The organism is Candidatus Defluviibacterium haderslevense (genome assembly GCA_016712225.1).
Lineage (GTDB): Bacteria > Bacteroidota > Bacteroidia > Chitinophagales > Saprospiraceae > Vicinibacter > Vicinibacter haderslevensis.
The window spans coordinates 3,760,069-3,779,899 of the sequence record JADJRL010000003.1 but is presented as its reverse complement, the minus strand read 5'-3'; the positions used below and the strand labels follow the sequence as shown (position 1 = coordinate 3,779,899).

The following is a 19,831-nucleotide window of genomic DNA, read 5'->3' as shown; positions in this document are numbered from 1 at the left end:
TTAATGTTTTAATTTAAGCATTTCATTCAATATATCTTTAGCCGCATCTCTTTTTGATTTCAGCTCGAAAGATATTAATTCTCCAGCTTTTTTTAATATAGAAATTTTGTTTGTGTCATGACCAAAAGCTGCCCCTGGATCTTTAGGCGAATTGATAACGATCATATCCATATTTTTCTTATCCAATTTGATCTGAGCATTTTCGATAATATTCGTTGTTTCTAAAGCAAATCCAATCAATTTTTGGTCGCTCTTTTTATTTTTACCTATAAAAGAAGCAATATCAGGTGTTGGGACCAATTTCAACTGATTATTGAAGTTGGATTTTTTAATTTTTTCATCAGCAATGAATTCTGGTTTAAAGTCAGCAACTGCCGCAGCTAGAATAAAATAATCCATGGATTTATATAGTTTTTCGACTTCGAGCATCATATTGTCTGCTGATATAATTCTATGGATATGTAGATTAGTCGAAGACGTAACTGGCTCTTCGCTGGGACCTAATATTAACCAAACTTCGGCGCCTCTTTTAACTGCTTCTTCAGCAAGGCGAATCCCCATTTTTCCGGAAGATGCGTTTGAAATAAATCGAACTGGATCAATAGCTTCGTGAGTTGGTCCGGCCGTAATCAAAATTTTTTGGCCTGATAATTCATAATTTTGATCAAAAAAAGAAATGACATGAGAGTGTATCTGGTCAGGTTCAGCCAGTCGTCCGGGTCCAGACAAACCAGAGGCTAATGGGCCATCTTCTACCGGAATGATAAAATGACCGCGGTTTACTAAAACTTGTAAATTATCTTGAGTTGCTGGATGTTGCCACATATCTAAATCCATAGCCGGAGAAATCATAACAGGGCATTTGGCAGATAAATAAATGGCTGTTAATAAATTATCGACCATACCACATCTAAATTTGGCGATGGTATGAGCACTTGCTGGAGCAATTAAAATAAGATCTGCCCAAAGTCCCAATTCAACGTGATTCTGCCATTCTTGATCATTCTGTAAATCTGTATAAACTGGTTTATTAGAGAGGGTTGAGAAACTCAACTCACCAACAAAATCATGTGCATTTTTAGTAAGAATAACTTGAACTTCAGCACCTGCCTTAGTTAATAATCGTAAAAGCAATAAGGATTTATAAGCTGCAATACTTCCAGTTACCCCTAATAATATTTTCCGCCCTTGCAGTGTATTCATAATCAGAGGCACGACTTTTGAAATTACTAATTATTCGGCATCTTCTTGTTCAGGATCAATAATAGTATGTTCAATTTGACCATTAAGAAATTCATCTATGGCAATAAGAACAGGATTTGGAAGCTTTTCATAGAATTTTGAAATTTCTATTTGCTCTTTATTCTCATGAACCTCTTCAATTGTATCAGAATGAGAGGCAAATTCTTCTAGTTTGTCGTGAAGTTCAACTTTTAAGTCATTAGACAGTTGATTAGCTCGTTTAGCAATCACATTGATCGTTTCGTAAATGTTATGCGTCATTTCGGCCAAAGCTTTTACATCTCTTGCCTGGACATTTGGATTAATTCCCTGAACTTGCGTTTTGATATCTGTCATATAATGGATTATTAGATTTTGATAATGCTTGTTTTCTTATTTCTTTAATGTCTTGTACAAATTTTCCAGAGGGGTATTTCTTTAAAAATTGATTGGTAAGTTCAACTGTACTTAAAAATCGCTCTTTTTGTTTTTCAAAAATACTGTTTACTGCCCATTCATAATTAGCTTTTGCCTTTAAAAATCGAATTTCTCTGTGATTTTTAGTTTCTGGAAAATCGACCATTAAGTTATCTAAAGTTGTCAAACAGGCTTGATAACTTTTTACATTATAATACAATTTGCCTTGCTCAAATGCTTTTGTCTCAAGCTTACTGCGCAGTTCGTCAATCTTCTCATTACAATCCTTAACCCGAGAGGATTCGGGAAATTCATTAACAAAGCTCTGGAAACCTTCAATAGCTTTTTCCGTACCACTCTGATCCAGTTTATAATTTGGAGATGTCTTGTATATCGCATAATTCGACATAAAAAGCGCCTCTTCCCTCTTCGGACTATTGACAAAAGTATTGGAGAAATTCTTAAATAAATGAGACGACAGCTCAAATTCGGAAAGATAATAATGGCAATAAGCAAAGTTAAAATAAATATCTTCAGATTCTTTTTGACCTTTAAATGAGCTTATAATCAATTCATATAAGGTTTGAGCCTTAAGATAGTTTTTCTTGGCATAATACTGATTAGCGGCTTTTAATACCAATGGGGCATCACCACTTGTCCTGATTTTGTCATAAGACGACTTACAACTTTGGCTAAATAAAGCTAAAACAAGGAGGAACTTTAGTAAATTATTCATTTTGAAGTGCAAAGATACGGTGAAATAACGAGTTTTTGTAAAACTTGTTGTTATAATGGTGTCAAGTCACTAAAATCATAAATAATTCAAAAGAATGTAGTATTCCCGTTCCGTTTGGAGCAAAAAATCCTATATATCCTTAATGAAAGTCTACTTTTTTAAAGATTCTAACCTTGCTTTAATTTCATTGGATTTATCGAACTTGCCTTTTTTAGCATAAATCTCTTTGAGGGCAATTAAAGTGTTCACATCCTTATTGTCGAATTTATCTGCTTGTTCAAAATAGGGCAAGGCTTTATCAAAATAAGCTTCCATTTCAGCTTGTTTTTCCTTGTATTTCTTGGTGCCTGCGCTAGAATAATCATTAGATAATTTATTTGCTTCTTTGGAAACAATGGCAGCATAATTATAATAAAGCGCTCCTATACTATAAAGAGCTACAACATTCGAAGGTTCCTTATCCAAAGCTTCCTGATAATACTTTAAACTTTCATTAAAATATTCCTGAGCTTTAACCATATCGCCTTTTTCCCACTCCTTTTGACACATGTTATCATAAACATTACCCAGGGTCGTTTTAATGGACATATTATTTGGCTCTTTAGCAACAGCCAATTTGAGCTTATCGATAAGTTCATTCAGTTTACCTTTCTTTAAGAAACTATTGATTTCCGCAAACAGTAAATTGGAATCATCTGGATATAATGTTCTACCCTTTTGCAAATAAGATTCAGCTTGTACTGTATCTGATGTGGAAAATATCTTATAGAGACTTTCATAAATTACAGGACCAGCTCCAGAAGAATCGGTATAATTTGCCTTTTCCAAATCAACTAGATATGATTTGGCTTCATCGTATTTTTTATCGGTAAGGGCACAAACAGCAATAATATATTTTTGCTTATTGATATCATCCTGAGATTCGAAAATTGGTTTCTCATTTGCTTCTTTCAACAAGGTATTTATTTTTAAAACGGCAGCAAATTGTTTAAATGCTGAATAAAATTCCTGATTATTATAAGCTCCGGACGCAAAATTGTTAAGGTATTGTGATGTTTCTCTTAAGCTATTAAGAACGTCTTTTATTTCATATGATTTAACGGCCAATGATTTGGCTTTGGACAATGATTCAAAAGCAGTTAAAGCTGCATCAGGATTTTCAAGTTTTGCTTTAGCACTAAGCACCAACTTGATATTATCTATTGAAGCTAATTCGTTATAAATATTTCCTTTAGTATAATGTGTTTTAAAGAGATTAGAAACTGATGTATCTTCTGCAACAGCATCTATTAATTTTCTTGCTTCAATTAATTTCTCTTTATTTGATTTTGTATCGAGTAGGTATAAACCTAATAAGCGGTCTGCTTTTTTTACATCCTTGGCTGGATCTTGCGCATTGATCATTGATAATGTCATTACGCCTAAAATAAAACTACAAATTATGTTTTTCATTTTTTATGAATTTATTGAACTAAACTTTAAAATTTCATAAATAATTCCATCATGATAGATTCTTAACGTTAAGTATACCTTAAAATTATTCCTCTTCATGCAATCCTTCTCCATTATCAGTAATATCTGAATCTAATAGATTTTCATCAATGATCGGCTCGATAACTTCGGCTTCTTCCTCTTTCTTTACAATGGCTACATCACCTATTTGGTCATTTTCATCTAATCTAATGAGTCTTACTCCTTGGGTTGCCCGACCCATAATTCTGAGGCTGTCAATATGCATCCGAATGGTTACACCATTATTTGTGGTGATCATTAAATCATCAGAATCGTGAACTAATTTAATAGCTATCAATTGACCCGTTTTATCAGTTACTTGGATCGTTTTAACACCTTTACCACCCCTGTTTGTGACACGATAGTCATTAATTTCAGAACGCTTTCCATTACCTTTCTCAGAAACAACTAAAATGTTAGCATCCTTATCATTTGGATCTACACAGACCATACCTACTACATAATCATTACCTGATGCATCTAAGGTTATTCCCCTAACACCAGCTGCATTTCTACCCATGGCACGAACCGTAGATTCTGGAAAACGGATGGCTCTTCCCGTTCTGTTGGCAATAATTATTTCATTCTTCCCATTAGTCAATCTTGCCTCCATGAGTTGATCATTTTCATTAATACTTATGGCAATAATACCATTGGTTCTTGGCCGGCTAAAATCCTTTACACTACTTTTTTTAATGGTTCCTTTTTTGGTACATAAGACGATGAAGTTATTGTTCTGATATTCTTCATCTGATAAATTTTCAATATTAATATATGCCCTTACTTTATCTTCTTTCGGCAGCATGATAATATTTTGGATGGCTCTACCTAATGATGTTTTATTAGCTTCTGGAATTTCATAGACTCTCAACCAAAAACATTTACCCAATTCTGTAAATAGCAATAAATAATTATGGTTGCTTGCAATAAACATGTGTTCGATGAAGTCTTCATCCTTAGTTTTGCTACCAATTGAACCACGACCACCTCTGGTTTGAGTTCTATATTCAGAAGTTTTTGTTCGTTTAATATAACCTTGATGTGAAATGGTTACAACCACTTCATCATTTGCGATCATATCTTCCATATTAATCTCCCCCTCAGCTATAGTAATTTCTGTACGACGATCGTCACCAAATCTTTGTTTGATCTCTGTAAGTTCATTGACAATAATTTCTCTTTGTAATAATTCATCACCTAAAATAGCATCTAAGCGCTTGATTTCAAGCATCAATTCATCATATTCCTCTTTGATTTTATCCCTTTCCAGTCCGGTTAATTTTTGGAGTCGCATATCCAAAATAGCCTTAGATTGAATTTCGCTTAACTGAAAAGTAGACATTAAACCTTGTTTTGCATCTTCAACCGTTCGAGAAGCTCTAATTAAAGCTATAACCTCATCTAAGTGATCCAGTGCAATCAATAAACCTTCAAGTATGTGCGCTTTTTCTCTTGCTTGTTTAAGAAGATATTGTGTTTTTCTTACAATTACCTCAAGTCTGAATTTGATAAATTCACGCAATATATCCTTAAGACCTAAGGTCATTGGTCTTCCTCTTACCAAGGCTATATTATTAATTCCATATGAATTTTGAAGTAAGGTATATTTATATAAATTACTTAATACAACATTGGAAATTGCATCCTTTTTAATCTCAATAACAATCCGCATTCCGGTTCTATCCGATTCATCACGCACATCATGAATTCCGGTAATACGCTCTTCATTGACTAATTCAGCAATTTTTTCAATTAAAAATGCTTTATTTACCTGATAAGGTATTTCTGTGATAATGATGGCTTCTCTATTATCAATAATTTCTATTTCCGCTCTACCGCGGACTACTACTTTTCCTCTCCCAGTCTCATAAGCTTCTCTAATTCCACCAACGCCGTAAATAATTCCACCCGTTGGCATATCAGGAGCTGGTATATGAGTCATCAATTCATCCAAAGAAATTTCAGGGTTATTTACCATTGCAACGGTAGCATCAACAACTTCGCGTAAATTATGGGGCAACATATTGGTGGCCATCCCAACAGCGATTCCTGATGAGCCGTTTAATAACAAATTAGGCAATCTCGCAGGTAGAACAACTGGTTCTTCCAGAGAATCATCAAAATTCAATCTAAAATCGACTGTATCTTTATCAATGTCTTCTAACATTTCGTCAGAAATCCTTGCCAAACGCACCTCAGTATAGCGCATTGCTGCCGGGCTGTCTCCATCCATTGAGCCAAAGTTACCCTGTCCATCAACTAGTGGATATCGCATGGACCAATCCTGAGCCATACGAACCATTGCATCATAAACAGAACTATCCCCATGCGGATGATACTTACCCAACACCTCCCCTACAATTCTTGCAGACTTTTTGTAGGCCTTGTTATAGCGCATACCCAACTCATGCATCCCAAACATTACTCTCCTATGAACGGGTTTCAATCCATCCCTAACATCAGGTAAAGCTCTCGCAACAATAACAGACATAGAATAATCTATATAAGCAGTCTGTAACTGTTGTTCAATATTAATTGGGATAATTTTATCTAGCTCTTCCATAGTTTCTATAAGTCAAATTAAGCCCGCAAAAGTAAACAAAATATGTCGTAAAAAATAAAAAAAATCTAAATATAAATATTATATTAAATACTGATATACAAATCATTATACATATATATTTTTAATAATTATAACTTATTCATTTTAAATCAAATTGAGCCAATTATCTTTGCATTTAAATTTAAATTTTGAATCAAGTAAAACCCTATACCAATACGCCTGACTCCAAAAAATTACAGGTGACTAAGATGTTTAATAAGATTGCTCCTGTTTATGATTTTATGAATCGATTTCTATCTTTAGGAATAGATGCCAGTTGGCGTAAGAAAACGATTCTCGAAATACCAAAATCTCAAGAACCACTGAATCTTCTGGACGTTGCAACCGGAACAGGTGCATTAGCATTCCAAATTAGTAACCAATACCCAAATTATAATATCAAGGGAATTGATATTTCAGAAGGTATGTTAGCCCTTGGTCAGGCAAGAATTATTAAGGAGGGTTTGAGTAAAAATATTGAATTTCTGGTGGGTGATGCGGAACAAATACCTTTTCCAAACGATTTTTTCGACGTAGTTACGGCAGCTTTTGGGGTTCGAAATTTCGAGCATTTAGAGTTGGGATTAAAGGAGATACACCGAATTTTAAAGTCAAATGGTAAAATGGTCATTTTGGAATTTACAAAACCTAGAGGTTTTATTTTTAAGCCATTATTTCAACTTTATTTTAGATATATTTTACCCGTAGTCGGTAAATATTTTTCAAAAGATCCTGATGCTTATAAGTATTTATTTGAATCGGTACAACAGTTTCCGGATTATGAACGTTTTACTGCCAAACTACAAGAAGCTGGTTTTAAAAATTGTAATTTTCAAGTTTTGACTTTTGGAATATGTTGTATATACACTGCAGAAAAATAATATTTAATATTTTATTCACTTTGAGTTTTCTTTCGCTCTACGGCCAAGGAAGAATGAACAATATCAATTATGATGGTCTCAAGAAAAAAAATCATTATTTTGGATTGACATTAGGATATAACTATTCAAGTTTTAAAATTGAGCATTCTAAAAGATTAATTGATAATTCAACATTTAAAATAAATGAAGGCATTGGAAATCCCGGACTTACATTAAGTGTTATCACTAATTTTAAACTAGGTGAATACTTTGATTATAGATTATTGCCATCTATCTCGCTTGGGTATCGAAAATTAACATATGCGCCAACAAATGGTGGCCCTCTACAAGAAGATTTATTAGAATCCGTATTTGGCGAAATCCCAATGTTGATTCGATATACTTCTGCACCGTATAGAGATAAAAAAATGTTTATTTTGGGTGGAGTGAAATATGCTTATGATTTTGCTTCGAACAGTCGTTCAGATAAATCCAGATTTGATATCGTACGCATATCTCCCCATGATTTTCAATTTGAAATTGGTGCTGGATTACAATTCTTTCTTCCTTTTTTCATCTTCACTCCAGAGATTAAGTTTTCACATGGTTTGAACAATTTGCTCATATATGACGGCAAGCTCATTGAGTCGACTATAATCGATAAATTATATTCTAAAACCTGGACTATTTCATTTCACTTTGAAGGTTAGTCCATTGTTGAGCCGCTATAAACATATCATCAAAAAAACTTAAAAAATGATGTTCGAAAATTTCGAACTGGTCTGTAAACACTTGAACTGATTGGTTAAAATCAACTTCAAATGTTGCTTTTCGATTCATTCTTGTCATGACATCTTGAATTCCTTCAATCGATTTATATTGATTCAGCCACAATCCATTAACCATTCGTTCCGTAATAAATTTTGCTTTGTCAGGAAAAAAATTCAATTGAGAAAGTAGTAATTGATAAATGTGATCTGCAAATTCATCATAATCTTTATCAACATATCTATTCCAATTTTTAAAAAGCAAATGATCTAATAAAATATCAGCTGCCACCGGAGCATATTTATGAACCGCAGGTCTTAACATCGAAACTATTTTTTTTTACATGTGGATGTTCATCTGTAGATTTATCAATCCACAAATGCATTTTGACACCATCTATAAAAGTAGCATGCAATAACTTTTCTTCCTTTTTAGTAATTAAATCTAAAATATAATTGCCCACCATTAACTCTCTATTCGGATAAGACAATACAAAATGAGCCAAAAAATTCATAACACAAAATAACACAAATCAAAGCAATTGAGAGCAATTTCATTAGAATGTATACCTTTGCGCCTCGAAAAAATACGAATATGGGACTTCAATGTGGAATTGTAGGTTTACCAAATGTAGGTAAATCAACTTTATTTAATGCACTAACCTCGGCAGGGGCCTTAGCAGCTAATTACCCATTTGCTACTAAAGATCCCAATATTGGGGTAATCACAGTACCTGATAGCCGATTAGACGCATTGGCAGCCATAGTAAACCCTCAAAGAGTACAACCCACGACGGTGGATATTGTAGATATAGCTGGATTGATTAAAGGAGCTTCAAAAGGGGAAGGACTAGGGAACCAATTTTTAGCTAATATTCGAGAAGTTGATGCCATCATTCACGTAGTAAGAGCTTTTGATGATGATAATGTCGTTCATGTTGATGGCTCAATTGATCCAGTCAGAGACAAAGAAATTGTGGATACTGAATTAATATTAAAAGACATTGAGACCGTAGAAAAAAGACTTGATCGATTAAGAAAACAATCTAAGACGGGTGATAAAGAAATTTTGAGAGAATTAGAGTTTGGTGATCAATTGTTGAAGCATTTAGAATCTGGAAAAACCGCACGTTCATTTATTCGAGATGAAGAAACGGCATTATATATCAAAAACAGCCTAATCTTAACTGGAAAACCAGTACTATATGTGTGTAATGTTGATGAATCCTCTATTCATACCGGCAATCATCATACTCAGAAATTCATTGAATTTGTTAAACCAGAAAACGCCCAGGTATTGTTAATTTCAGCAGGAATAGAAGCTGAGATTACAGAATTACCAGAAGAGGACAGAGCTGGTTTTTTTAGCGATCTTGGACTTACAGAACCGGGTACTTTTAAAATTAGCCGTGCAGCCTACAATTTATTAGAACTCATCACATATTTCACTGCCGGTGTTAAAGAAGTTCGTGCTTGGACGATTAAAAAAGGTATGAAAGCCCCTCAAGCAGCTGGAGTGATACATACTGATTTTGAAAAAGGTTTTATTCGTGCGGAAGTTATTCATTATGATGATTACATACACTATAAATCCGAGTCAGCAGTAAAATCAGCAGGCAAAATGAATACAGAAGGCAAAGAATACATCGTCCAAGATGGGGATGTTATGCACTTCTTGTTTAACGTATAATGGACTTCCCATAAATATTAAACAAAAAACCGAATCCATAATCAAATGAATTCGGTTTTTTATTTTTACAAATAGCAGGAATAAGCCTATGGGAATATTCCTAGACTAGCATAATCATTAGATATTTTTTCAAGGGCAACAACGAAAGCAGCGTTACGCAAACTGCCAATATTGTCTCGTTGGCTATATGTATGCCAGATTTCTTTAAATGACATAACCATTGTTTCTTCTAAGCCAGATCGAACTAAATCAATTTCATCAGCGCCTTGTGTCAATATTTCTTTCTCTCTGTCCCCTATTGTCTTACCGGTTAATTGCTCTATAGTACCTACCAATTTAGCATACATGTTTGAATCAAATCGTTTCTCCATTCGTCCAAAACGCATATGCGAAAGATTTTTCAACCATTCAAAATAGGACACTGTTACCCCACCCGCATTTAGATACATATCGGGAACAACCATAACTCCATTCTTTAGTAAAATCTCTTCAGCACCAGCAGATACTGGTCCATTTGCTGCTTCTCCAATTATTTTGGCTTTAATTTTAGCTGCATTTTCAACTGTAATTTGATTTTCTAATGCTGCAGGGATAAGGATATCACAATCTAAATAGAGGGCCGCATCTCTAGCTTCAAGTGTAGTTGACCCAGGAAAGTTAAGAATTGAGCCCGTTTCCTTTCTAAAAGCTAAAAGTTGCTCCATATCTATACCATCAGCTTTATATATAGATCCTTCAAATTCCGCAACACCAACTATGGTAATGCCGCCTTCTTTTTGCATAATAGTGCCCGTAAAAGAACCAACATTTCCAAGACCTTGAATCACAACTTTTTTACCCGCCAATCCAACGGTTAATCCCAGTTTATCCATTGCTGCTTTCGTATCACAAAGCTCTCTAAGTCCGTAAAACACACCTCTACCTGTTGCTTCATTGCGTCCCTGGATTCCATTTTGATTAACCGGTTTACCTGTAACACAGCCCGCAGCATCAATTTCGCCACCCTTAAAAGTCACATAAGTATCTAATATCCAAGCCATTTCTCTAGGTCCTGTCCCATAATCCGGTGCAGGTACATCTATACCGGGACCTATAAAATTTTTACGGATCAATTCAGTAGTATATCTTCTTGTAATTCGTTCCAATTGGTCTTCCTTATACTCCCAAGGATTGATTTTAACTCCTCCTTTAGCACCTCCAAATGGTACATCAACGATGGCACATTTGTAAGTCATTAATGCCGCTAGTGCTTCAACTTCTTCTCTATTGACATGCTGACTGTATCTTATACCGCCTTTAGTTGGAAGTCGATGATGGCTATGTTGCGCCCTATAAGCTTCTATTACATGAATTTCATTATCGATTCTGACTGGAAAACGAATTTCATAAACAGCATTACACGCCTTTATTTGCGCTAATATTCCTTTTGGAATAGTTGTGCAAGCAGCTGCTTTATCAAAATTTCTATTTACGCTATCTAAAAAAGAGCCTTCTGATTCTTTACTCATTATTAATTTTATTTTCTAGGTTAATTATTTTTCGTTGAAGAAATATCAAAAATAGTACAATACCAATAAAAACAACCAAAATGACGCCAAAAACCACATTGATCTTACCCGAATTTCGCATAAAGTCAAGATTTTCAGCATTAACGATAAATGGCGTAAACACTAAAATAAGTAGATAAAATAAAATTTGTTTTGACTTCATATATTCGAGGTGTAAAGTTGAATTGAAATTTTAGAATTCAGAAATATTTTAAGAATTATTATCTTTTTCATCGAATTTTAATTGAATACGATCCAATCTATACAACAAACTGGCCATCCAACAGCCAAGGCATATAAACCCAATGACTGAAGGATAAAAAACAAGTCTAAGAGCGTTATCCATATCTTCTGCTCCAAATGCAGGATTACCGCCATTTCCAGGATGAAGACTATCTGTTAGTCTTGGCAATACAAAAATCAAAGGAACTACAGCTACCAAAGCAAAAATATTATAAGCTCCTGATATTCTGGCTTTTCTATCTTCATCATCTATTGAAGCTCGAAGTATTAAGTAGGCAAAATATATTAAAAGACTAATAGCAGCCATATTTAATTTTATATCCTTTGTCCACCATGTGCCCCAAGTATATCTTGCCCACAATGCTCCGGTTAAACATCCAAGAACTCCAAAAAAAATGGCAGTACGCACCAATGCAAATGCTTTTAAGTCATAGTCTTTAACATTGGTTTTCAGATATTTAAATGAGAAATATACACTCATAAATAATAACCAAAACATGGTAAACCATAAAGAAACATGAAAAAAAGTATTTCTAATTGTTTCGTGTAGAATGTTACGGTAAGGAAACCAATATTTATGCAAATTGCTAAATACAGGTTTTTGTGCCAATGTCCAAGATAATACTCCAGCCTGATAGTCTATACTGTCCTGGTGAATAATAATCCTGGATGGTAAAACTGTCGTTCCATCATGGTCGGAAGTTAAAATAAAGGTAAATTGGGCTAATTTATTGGAATCCGGAAAGTATTTAGGTATATTAAAAATTACATTTAGACTATTATCGGAAGTCACATTGATCTTTGAACTTGGGATTAAGAATTGGTCTGAGTGTTTAATATAAGCTAAAAGATTACCCTTGGTGTAAAACGTATTATAACCTTCAACATGAATATTAATTTCATTACCCGATTCAAATCGAGATGGTGAAATTTCAAAAATACCTGGCTTTAATGGTGTTAATATACCTCTAACCAAAACATAGATAATAAATACGACACCTAATATTTTCCACCAATTATGATAAACAGTCATGAATCTTTAATTTTTCCAAGTGTAAGGTAATAATATAATGACCAATGCCAATGAGATCAAATCAATAGCTAGCATGGGTTGAAAATTTGAAATACAATCCTTTATTGCATTACCTTCTAAAAATCTAAGTCCGATACTATAAGATAGACCAAATGAGGGAAATGATAAAGGCAAAGTTAATATGGTCAATAAAATGGTTCTGTTTTGTCCTAAAGCTGCTAAAAAAGCACCAAAAGTCATAATTACAGCCAATCCAAAATTTAATATGATAAACAGAACCATCCAGTTAAACCAGGAATGTATAGTAACAGGGATTAATATTAAGAAAATACAAAAAAGCAATACAGATAGCACTGTCAGCAGAAAAAAACTAAAAATTACTTTGGCCAAAAATAACTGAACAGGGCTTACCATTTGATGTAAATAGGACTTATACCTAATGGCATCTTCTTCGAATAAACGAGATCCGATAAAAAAGCTTAAAAAAAGTAATACAAGCCAAAATAACAAATTCCAAGTCTCTAAAATAGGACTGCCAACAAAAAAATAGATCAAATAGGCCACCCCTAATAAAAAAGCCAATAGCCCGGATATCTGATATAGGCTCCGCCATTCAAAAAGAAGGTCTTTACGGATAAGTGCAATTAATATTTTCATTTAATGCCGCAAAGTTAAACATTGAAAATCAATTAAATACATTAAATAAAATCTTAATTTATAAAATTATGTTTAACTTCATATTACATATTACGAAATAATGTTATATTTGCACTAAAATGAATTCAAATGCATGTGATCAAAGTGTGTTTAGCTTTTACTTTTAGCCTTTGGCTATTCTCTCTAACGGCTCAAAAGCAAAAAACCAGTTATATCGAAGTAGCAGCTCAAAAAGGACAAGGGGTCTTTGCATTACTTCGATCCTATCAGTTATTGGGTCAAAGCTCAAATATTGATTTATTCTATGAAATAAATGGTCTTCAAAAAAATACACCATTAACAAAAGGTAAAAAATATTATTTACCGCTGGTCCAAATTGAGTTTGATAAAAAAAGTATAAGATCAAGTACTAAAATAAAAGATTATGACCTTGCTAAAGAAATCGAAAGTTATAATGAAGATTTAGTTAAATCGGGGCTTAAAAAGAAAAGCTATAAGCAAGATTTTGAATTATGGGTCCCACAGTTTTATTTGGATCAGCCAAACACAATTAATTTGGTTAATCAAAAACCAACTCAACTGAAATCTGAATTTTCTTCGAAGAAGACTACATCACATATAGATACCATTGCAAATATTGCCGTAAAAAGTAAAAAAATTACTGAAGACAAATTAGTCTCAGACACTAAATTAAAAGATAAGGAGGATTCTGATACTAAGATGACTGATTATGATCAATTTGCAAAAAAAGTATCCAATAAGTCAGTTGATGTTGCTCTATTTGGTCCTAATAAAAGGAATGTTCCTATCGAATCAAATAAACTACACAATCAAATATTCTACATAGTCCCCGGACATGGAGGACCGGACCCGGGTGCAATAGCAAAGGATGTATTTGGAGATCATGATATTTGTGAAGATGAATATGCATATGATGTTAGTCTACGTCTAGCGAGAAATTTAATCTCTGAAGGCGCTACTGTTTATGTCATCGTTCAAGATAAAAATGATGGAATCAGAGACGATAAATATTTAGAATGTGATACTGATGAAAAAGCTATGGGCACTTATGAAATGCCAATTAGTCAAAAAAAGAGATTACGTCAAGGCATGCAATATGTTAACCAATTGTACCTCAAACACAAATTAGAGGGTATTCAAAATCAATGGATGATATCTATTCATATTGACTCACAACCTGAAGAATCTCGTCAAGATGTATTCTTCTATTATCAATCTGAAAGTAAAAAAAGCAAAAAAAAGGCTAAAAAACTCCAAGAAGTCTTTTCTGAGAAATATGGAAAGTATCAAGGGCGAGATTACAATGGCACCGTTAGTTCAAGGCCACTATTTGTAATGCGAGCTTCGGACCCAGAACCCGTTTATGTTGAATTAGCTAATATAAGAAACAAAAAAGACAGAGAACGAATCATACTTCCACAAAATCGCCAAATTCTTGCAGACTGGCTGATGGAAGGTTTTCTAAAATAGAAAAGTCGCCTTTAAATAACAAGCATTTATTTCTTTTTAAAGGGATTCCAATCTTTTACTTTTTCTTTAATTTGATCAGTTTCTTTCTTTCCACCGTCTTTTAAGATCTTATCAGCATTTTTGCCTAGCTTATCATTTAAAACTTCTTTGCCTTTGTTCACCAAATTTGAATCTATATGTTTAGATGCTTCAGTTCCCAATTTGTCTAAGGCTTTTTGTTTTTCCTCATCAGCTTTTCGAATGGCAATATTGCGCAAACTGTCTTCAAGTTTTTTTGCTTCTTCCAAGGCCTTTTGTTTAGCCTTATCCAATTCTTGATCGGCTCGTTTTATGATTGAATCTTTGGCTTTATCAACTGCTTGGTTAACCAGTTCCGAACCACTATTTTCAATACTTTCCCCATCCGCATTCAATAATTTAAAACTAAATTTAGGATCAGTGTATAAGCCACTCAGGTTCACCAAAACATTTATATGAGATCCTGTTTCGATATTAACGCCTGCCTTATTAGCCAGGCTTTTTAAATAGGATAATCCTGTTTCTGCAGAAGCACCAATTGCATTATTATTAATTTTATTTCGAGGTATCCGAAATTTAAAATCGAAATCCATAGGTCCAGAAAGTTTTGAAGTTCCCAGGACTTTCATATCTATGTCATTCCATGTTTTACTCATCTCTTTCAAGCTAACGACACCATTTTCAATGGAGAACCAATTTTTAGTATTTTTTAAATTTAAACTTTTAAGATCATCAAATTTTAATTTTTGGGCAATGAGTTCAATTGGTTTGTAATTCTTTATTGCACCTTCTAAGGTTTCAATAATTCCAGATAGATTAAGCTGGTCTAAATTCGGACTTAAATCCTTATTCAAAGATCCTGAACACACAAAAGAAGAATTAAAAAAGCCTTCAATAAATTTTATGACTGGAGCCAGTTTTTGAACACTTACGATAGACTCAAAGGCTTTACCAAATTGAATTTTTTTCAAATCATATTTTAAGTCAAATTTTGGTTTGTTGGAATCCTCCGTATTAAATATACCTGCCAAATTCATTTGACCTCCCAAAGCACTAGATGTTAGATCTCTAAATTGAATTTCATCTTGTACAATTTGCAGATTCCCTTTAAAATTATTGAGTACTAACTTGTCATAACTTAATGTTCCAAAAGAAAAATTGATTCCAAAATCCATTGCATCCGGCACTTTAAATGGAGCAGTATCAACAACTGCTGTTTGATTTTTTGAATCAACAATAGAAGAACCAGAATCCATAAATTTAGTCAGATTAAATTGCTCACCTGTAATTCGAATATCCCCTTTTAAGGTTTTATTTTGATATACCCATGACATTGGCCCATCAATTATTCCATTGCATTGAATTACATTTTGGTTGATGGTCATTTTTAACTGATTTAAATTCAACTTATCTTTTATATAATCAAGCTGAACATTTGAATCATCCATTACGTACGTATCATAAATTATTCTTTGGTAAGAACCCAATGCACTAATATTTAATCTTTTACATAAATTAAGCACAAAAAAAGAACTATCAACAAGTTCCGAATTAGAGGCACTTGAAGCCTCAGGTTCTAACCATTCATTTGCATCAAAAACATTTCCTTTTAATTGAACATTACTTTTAATTTCCCCTTCACCCATCAACAAAGTCAAGGGATTTTCGATATATCCTTTCAAATTAATATCTGATCTACCTAATTCAATTTGAGCATTGCTGATATTGCATAGTTTTGGATTAAATTCAAGATTCATCGTTGGAATCGCCACTCTTGGCATAGTTAAATCTTTGTAAATCAAATTTGAAATGACAAAATCACCCTTTAGAGCGATATTTTCAAAATCACCTGCTTCAACTTGTTTTTTTCTAAAATCAAATGAAAGATCAGTACTAATCAATCCAGACAAATCAACACCCTTATCCAAAGGCATAAATTGTTTATAATCATTTAAATCTATATTGGCTTTAATATTGCCCATCACATGAGCATTGTCGACGATATCTTCAAAATGCAAAGTCCCTTTTACAGGTTTGTCATTAAGCAATAGACTAAATGGATTCAAATCAACGGTTAATTTGGAAAGATCAGGACCAATATTTTTAGAACTCATATTTAAGTTAAATGATGAAAGCTTAACTGGCATACTAGGGTACTGAATTCCGCCGTTGGTCACACTACATACAAAATCCCAAGAAGGAAAAATATTTGAATTCTGGTTTAATATACCATTTATATTGGCATTGATCAAGAAACTACCCTCAGACTTAACATCTTGATAATTTTTTATAAATGCTTTAGGAATTAATGAGAAAAGGTCTTTAAATTGAGTTCCAGGGCTATTAAGTTTTAAATCCATTTCAATACTTTGCTCCTCCTTAACTTGAATATATCCTAGTAATGATAATTTGAGCGCATTCAAAGCCAACTCATTCTCTTTAAGATCAATCCGATTCTTTGAAGCATCATATATTAAGTTCAAATTTGAATTCAAATTAACATGATTTAAAAATGCAATTCCAGTTGAAACGAAATCTAAACTATCAATAGTTGTTTTAGCATTGATATCAAATATGTCATTCATTATTGAACATTTCCCATCATTGTTGAGGCCAACAATTTTCAAAGACATATCCATTTGCTTATCAATATAAATGATCCTTGAATTTTTAACTTCATATCGATCCAATTTAAAATTTACTGGTTTTGTATCTGAATTATTGGAAGCAGGTTGTTTGTTTTTTAAAATATCATAATTGGCTACTCCGTTTGCATCAATATAACCTTGAATATCAGCATCATACAAATACAACGATTTAACAACTAGGGATTCAGACTTAGATATAATATTCCAAAAGTCGAAAGAAAGACTTAATTCACTTGCTTTAAACACGTTTAATGTATCCCCAGTAGCATAAGACACAACGCTTGGTTTTTTAAGACTTAGGGTTAGCCTAGGGAAATGGGTAAAAATGGATAAAGATGCGTCTTCAAAATCAAATAAACCATTTAGGTTCTGATTTATTGAAGTTTTAATTTTAGAACTTATTTCCTTTTTAAACAAGACGGGGACCAGAAAGCCAAGGATTAAAAGAATTAATAATAGTCCTCCAAGTAACTTTAGGCCGGTTTTTAGGTTAAATGTCATTTTTCGAAATTTGATTTTTAAACGAAAATAAAAGTAAAATATTGATCTTCTTAACTATATAAAGTCAAATTTCAACAAATTGGTTTAATTTTCGGCGATGAATCTACTACAGGTAAAAGATTTAAGCATATCATTCTTACAAGAAGGAAATCGCATAGACGCTGTACGGCATGTAAATTTTGAAATCCTCAAAGGTGAAACTATAGGATTGGTTGGAGAATCAGGCTCAGGCAAAACAGTTACTGCCATGAGTATAATGAAGCTTTTATCCCCTAATGCCCAATACCTTTCCGGACAAATATTATGGCAGGGAGAAGATAAAGATTTTATGCTGATGAGTGAGCCGGAAATTAGGCCTTACCGTGGTGCCGAAGTATCCATTATATTTCAGGAACCGATGTCCGCCCTTAACCCGGTATTGACTTGTGGGTATCAACTTGGAGAAGCATTGTTAGCTCATAACAAATGTAATAAGGGAGACATTCAATCTATTGCAGAATCATGGTTTACTAAAGTGGGTTTGCAAGACCCTACAAGGATTTTTCGCTCATATCCTCATCAACTTTCGGGTGGTCAATTGCAAAGAATTTTAATTGCTATTGCTTTATGTTGTCATCCAAAACTTGTAATTGCTGATGAGCCAACTACCGCTTTAGATGTCAGTATTCAAAAATTGATCCTAGACTTATTAAAGAAGTTAAAGGACGAAATGGACTTAACCTTACTTTTTATATCACATGACCTTGGTCTTGTAAAAAGTATTTGCGACCGAGTTATTGTAATGCAAAATGGAAAAATAGTTGAACAAAATTCGAGCGCCCAAATATTTTCAAATCCTCAACAACCATATACTCAAGGATTAATCAATTGCAGACCACCCTTAAAACTAAAATTAAAGAGATTACCAACGGTACAAGATTTTTTGGATGGCAAAACTAAAGAATTTTGGTTTGACCAAACTAAGTTGATCCATTCAGTCGATCAAGATAGACACATGGATGAATTACATAATCAAGTTCCTTTGCTTACCGTAGATCAATTAAGCACTCGTTTTGTAAAATCAAGAACATGGTTAGGAAAACCAAAAACATGGTTTGAGGCCGTTAAAAAAGCTCAATTTGAAATCTATCCCGGGGAAGTGCTAGGTCTAGTTGGGGAGTCTGGTAGTGGAAAATCTAGTCTAGGTAAAAGTATATTAGGGTTATTAGAAACACATGAAGGATCCGTAACATATAAAGAAAAAAACCTCTTAACATTGAGCCCATCTGATTGGCGCCCTTTAAGGAAAGATTTGCAAATCATTTTCCAAGACCCCTACTCTGCTTTAAACCCTAGAAAAAAAATTGGATCGGCTATTATTGAACCCATGCAAGTCCATCAAATACATAATAACTCGAAAACAAGAAAAGAAAAAGCAATTGAAATTCTTGAAATAGTAGGCTTGAAGGCAGATCATTATGAAAGATATCCGCATCAGTTTTCAGGAGGACAAAAACAAAGGATTTGTATAGCAAGAGCATTAACCTTATCACCGAAATTTATTGTTTGTGATGAATCGGTATCTGCTCTTGATGTTTCTATTCAGGCACAAATTCTTAATTTATTTCAAGATTTAAAAGAAAGATTTAAACTAAGCTATTTATTTATAAGTCATGATTTCTCTGTTGTAAATTTTATGGCAGACCGAATATTGGTAATGAAAGATGGATTAATTATCGAGGAAGGAAAATCTTATGAAGTAATTAATCAACCTAAAACAGCATATACACAAAAGCTAATAGAAGCAATACCTAAATAAGTTAAGACATTATTACAAACTTTGAAGATATAATTAACATTCTGAATACAACGAATAGTAATTACATCAATACATTTCAAACTAACATTT

The 19,831-nt window shown here is 33.3% G+C and carries 16 protein-coding genes; 5 read left to right on the top strand and 11 right to left on the bottom strand.

The genetic code is table 11. The features are described 5' to 3' along the window. From coaBC to gyrA, 5 genes are all read right to left on the bottom strand, one after another. On the bottom strand, nucleotides 1-1,203 hold the full coding sequence (coaBC, locus tag IPK88_14790; GenBank protein ID MBK8244693.1) for a bifunctional phosphopantothenoylcysteine decarboxylase/phosphopantothenate--cysteine ligase CoaBC: 1,203 nt from the start codon (nucleotides 1,201-1,203) through the stop codon (nucleotides 1-3). 30 nt (nucleotides 1,204-1,233) lie between these two features. Next, a complete protein-coding gene (locus IPK88_14785) occupies nucleotides 1,234-1,578 on the bottom strand; it encodes a DNA-directed RNA polymerase subunit omega (protein MBK8244692.1) in 345 nt (114 codons plus the stop codon). Continuing rightward, nucleotides 1,544-2,374: an outer membrane protein assembly factor BamD gene (bamD, locus tag IPK88_14780; protein MBK8244691.1), complete on the bottom strand. Its 831-nt coding sequence runs from the start codon at nucleotides 2,372-2,374 to the stop codon at nucleotides 1,544-1,546. Before bamD ends, IPK88_14785 begins: the two co-directional genes overlap by 35 nt. A gap of 150 nt (nucleotides 2,375-2,524) precedes the next feature. Beyond that, entirely contained in the window at nucleotides 2,525-3,826 is a 1,302-nt protein-coding gene (locus IPK88_14775; GenBank protein MBK8244690.1) for a hypothetical protein, read from the bottom strand. An 85-nt stretch (nucleotides 3,827-3,911) separates the two neighbouring features. Continuing rightward, entirely contained in the window at nucleotides 3,912-6,449 is a 2,538-nt protein-coding gene (gene gyrA / locus IPK88_14770) for a DNA gyrase subunit A (GenBank protein ID MBK8244689.1), read from the bottom strand. Between the two features lie 185 nt (nucleotides 6,450-6,634). On the opposite strand from gyrA, the gene ubiE reads away from it, so the two are divergent. Both ubiE and IPK88_14760 read left to right on the top strand, forming a co-directional pair. Further along, nucleotides 6,635-7,369: a bifunctional demethylmenaquinone methyltransferase/2-methoxy-6-polyprenyl-1,4-benzoquinol methylase UbiE gene (gene ubiE / locus IPK88_14765; GenBank protein MBK8244688.1), complete on the top strand. Its 735-nt coding sequence runs from the start codon at nucleotides 6,635-6,637 to the stop codon at nucleotides 7,367-7,369. Between the two features lie 20 nt (nucleotides 7,370-7,389). After that, entirely contained in the window at nucleotides 7,390-8,058 is a 669-nt protein-coding gene (locus tag IPK88_14760; GenBank protein ID MBK8244687.1) for a PorT family protein, read from the top strand. On the opposite strand, the gene IPK88_14755 is transcribed toward IPK88_14760, so the two are convergent. Further along, the gene (locus IPK88_14755) at nucleotides 8,033-8,440 is read right to left on the bottom strand and encodes a DUF479 domain-containing protein (protein ID MBK8244686.1); all 408 of its coding nucleotides are present in this window, start codon (nucleotides 8,438-8,440) and stop codon (nucleotides 8,033-8,035) included. The genes IPK88_14760 and IPK88_14755 overlap by 26 nt on opposite strands. After that, complete coding sequence (locus IPK88_14750) at nucleotides 8,418-8,630, bottom strand: hypothetical protein (GenBank protein ID MBK8244685.1); 213 nt, start codon at nucleotides 8,628-8,630, stop codon at nucleotides 8,418-8,420. The genes IPK88_14755 and IPK88_14750 overlap by 23 nt, the downstream gene beginning before the upstream one ends. 80 nt (nucleotides 8,631-8,710) lie before the next feature. Here IPK88_14750 and ychF point away from each other — a divergent pair, with 80 nt between their 5' ends. Beyond that, the gene (gene ychF / locus IPK88_14745; GenBank protein MBK8244684.1) at nucleotides 8,711-9,805 is read left to right on the top strand and encodes a redox-regulated ATPase YchF; all 1,095 of its coding nucleotides are present in this window, start codon (nucleotides 8,711-8,713) and stop codon (nucleotides 9,803-9,805) included. 86 nt (nucleotides 9,806-9,891) lie between these two features. Here the strand turns inward: ychF and IPK88_14740 are convergent, their stop codons facing one another. From IPK88_14740 to IPK88_14730, 3 genes are all read right to left on the bottom strand, one after another. Further along, nucleotides 9,892-11,313 (bottom strand): Glu/Leu/Phe/Val dehydrogenase, encoded by a 1,422-nt coding sequence (locus tag IPK88_14740; GenBank protein MBK8244683.1) that lies wholly within the window; start codon nucleotides 11,311-11,313, stop codon nucleotides 9,892-9,894. 250 nt (nucleotides 11,314-11,563) lie between these two features. Then, a complete protein-coding gene (gene ccsA / locus IPK88_14735; GenBank protein ID MBK8244682.1) occupies nucleotides 11,564-12,628 on the bottom strand; it encodes a cytochrome c biogenesis protein CcsA in 1,065 nt (354 codons plus the stop codon). Nucleotides 12,629-12,634: 6 nt separating this feature from the next. Continuing rightward, nucleotides 12,635-13,285 (bottom strand): heme exporter protein CcmB, encoded by a 651-nt coding sequence (locus IPK88_14730; protein ID MBK8244681.1) that lies wholly within the window; start codon nucleotides 13,283-13,285, stop codon nucleotides 12,635-12,637. 129 nt (nucleotides 13,286-13,414) lie between these two features. Here IPK88_14730 and IPK88_14725 point away from each other — a divergent pair, with 129 nt between their 5' ends. Then, a complete protein-coding gene (locus IPK88_14725) occupies nucleotides 13,415-14,776 on the top strand; it encodes an N-acetylmuramoyl-L-alanine amidase (GenBank protein MBK8244680.1) in 1,362 nt (453 codons plus the stop codon). Nucleotides 14,777-14,802: 26 nt separating this feature from the next. Here the strand turns inward: IPK88_14725 and IPK88_14720 are convergent, their stop codons facing one another. Further along, on the bottom strand, nucleotides 14,803-17,943 hold the full coding sequence (locus IPK88_14720) for a hypothetical protein (GenBank protein ID MBK8244679.1): 3,141 nt from the start codon (nucleotides 17,941-17,943) through the stop codon (nucleotides 14,803-14,805). 97 nt (nucleotides 17,944-18,040) lie between these two features. On the opposite strand from IPK88_14720, the gene IPK88_14715 reads away from it, so the two are divergent. Beyond that, entirely contained in the window at nucleotides 18,041-19,741 is a 1,701-nt protein-coding gene (locus tag IPK88_14715) for an ABC transporter ATP-binding protein (GenBank protein ID MBK8244678.1), read from the top strand. Nucleotides 19,742-19,831: the final 90 nt, after the last annotated feature.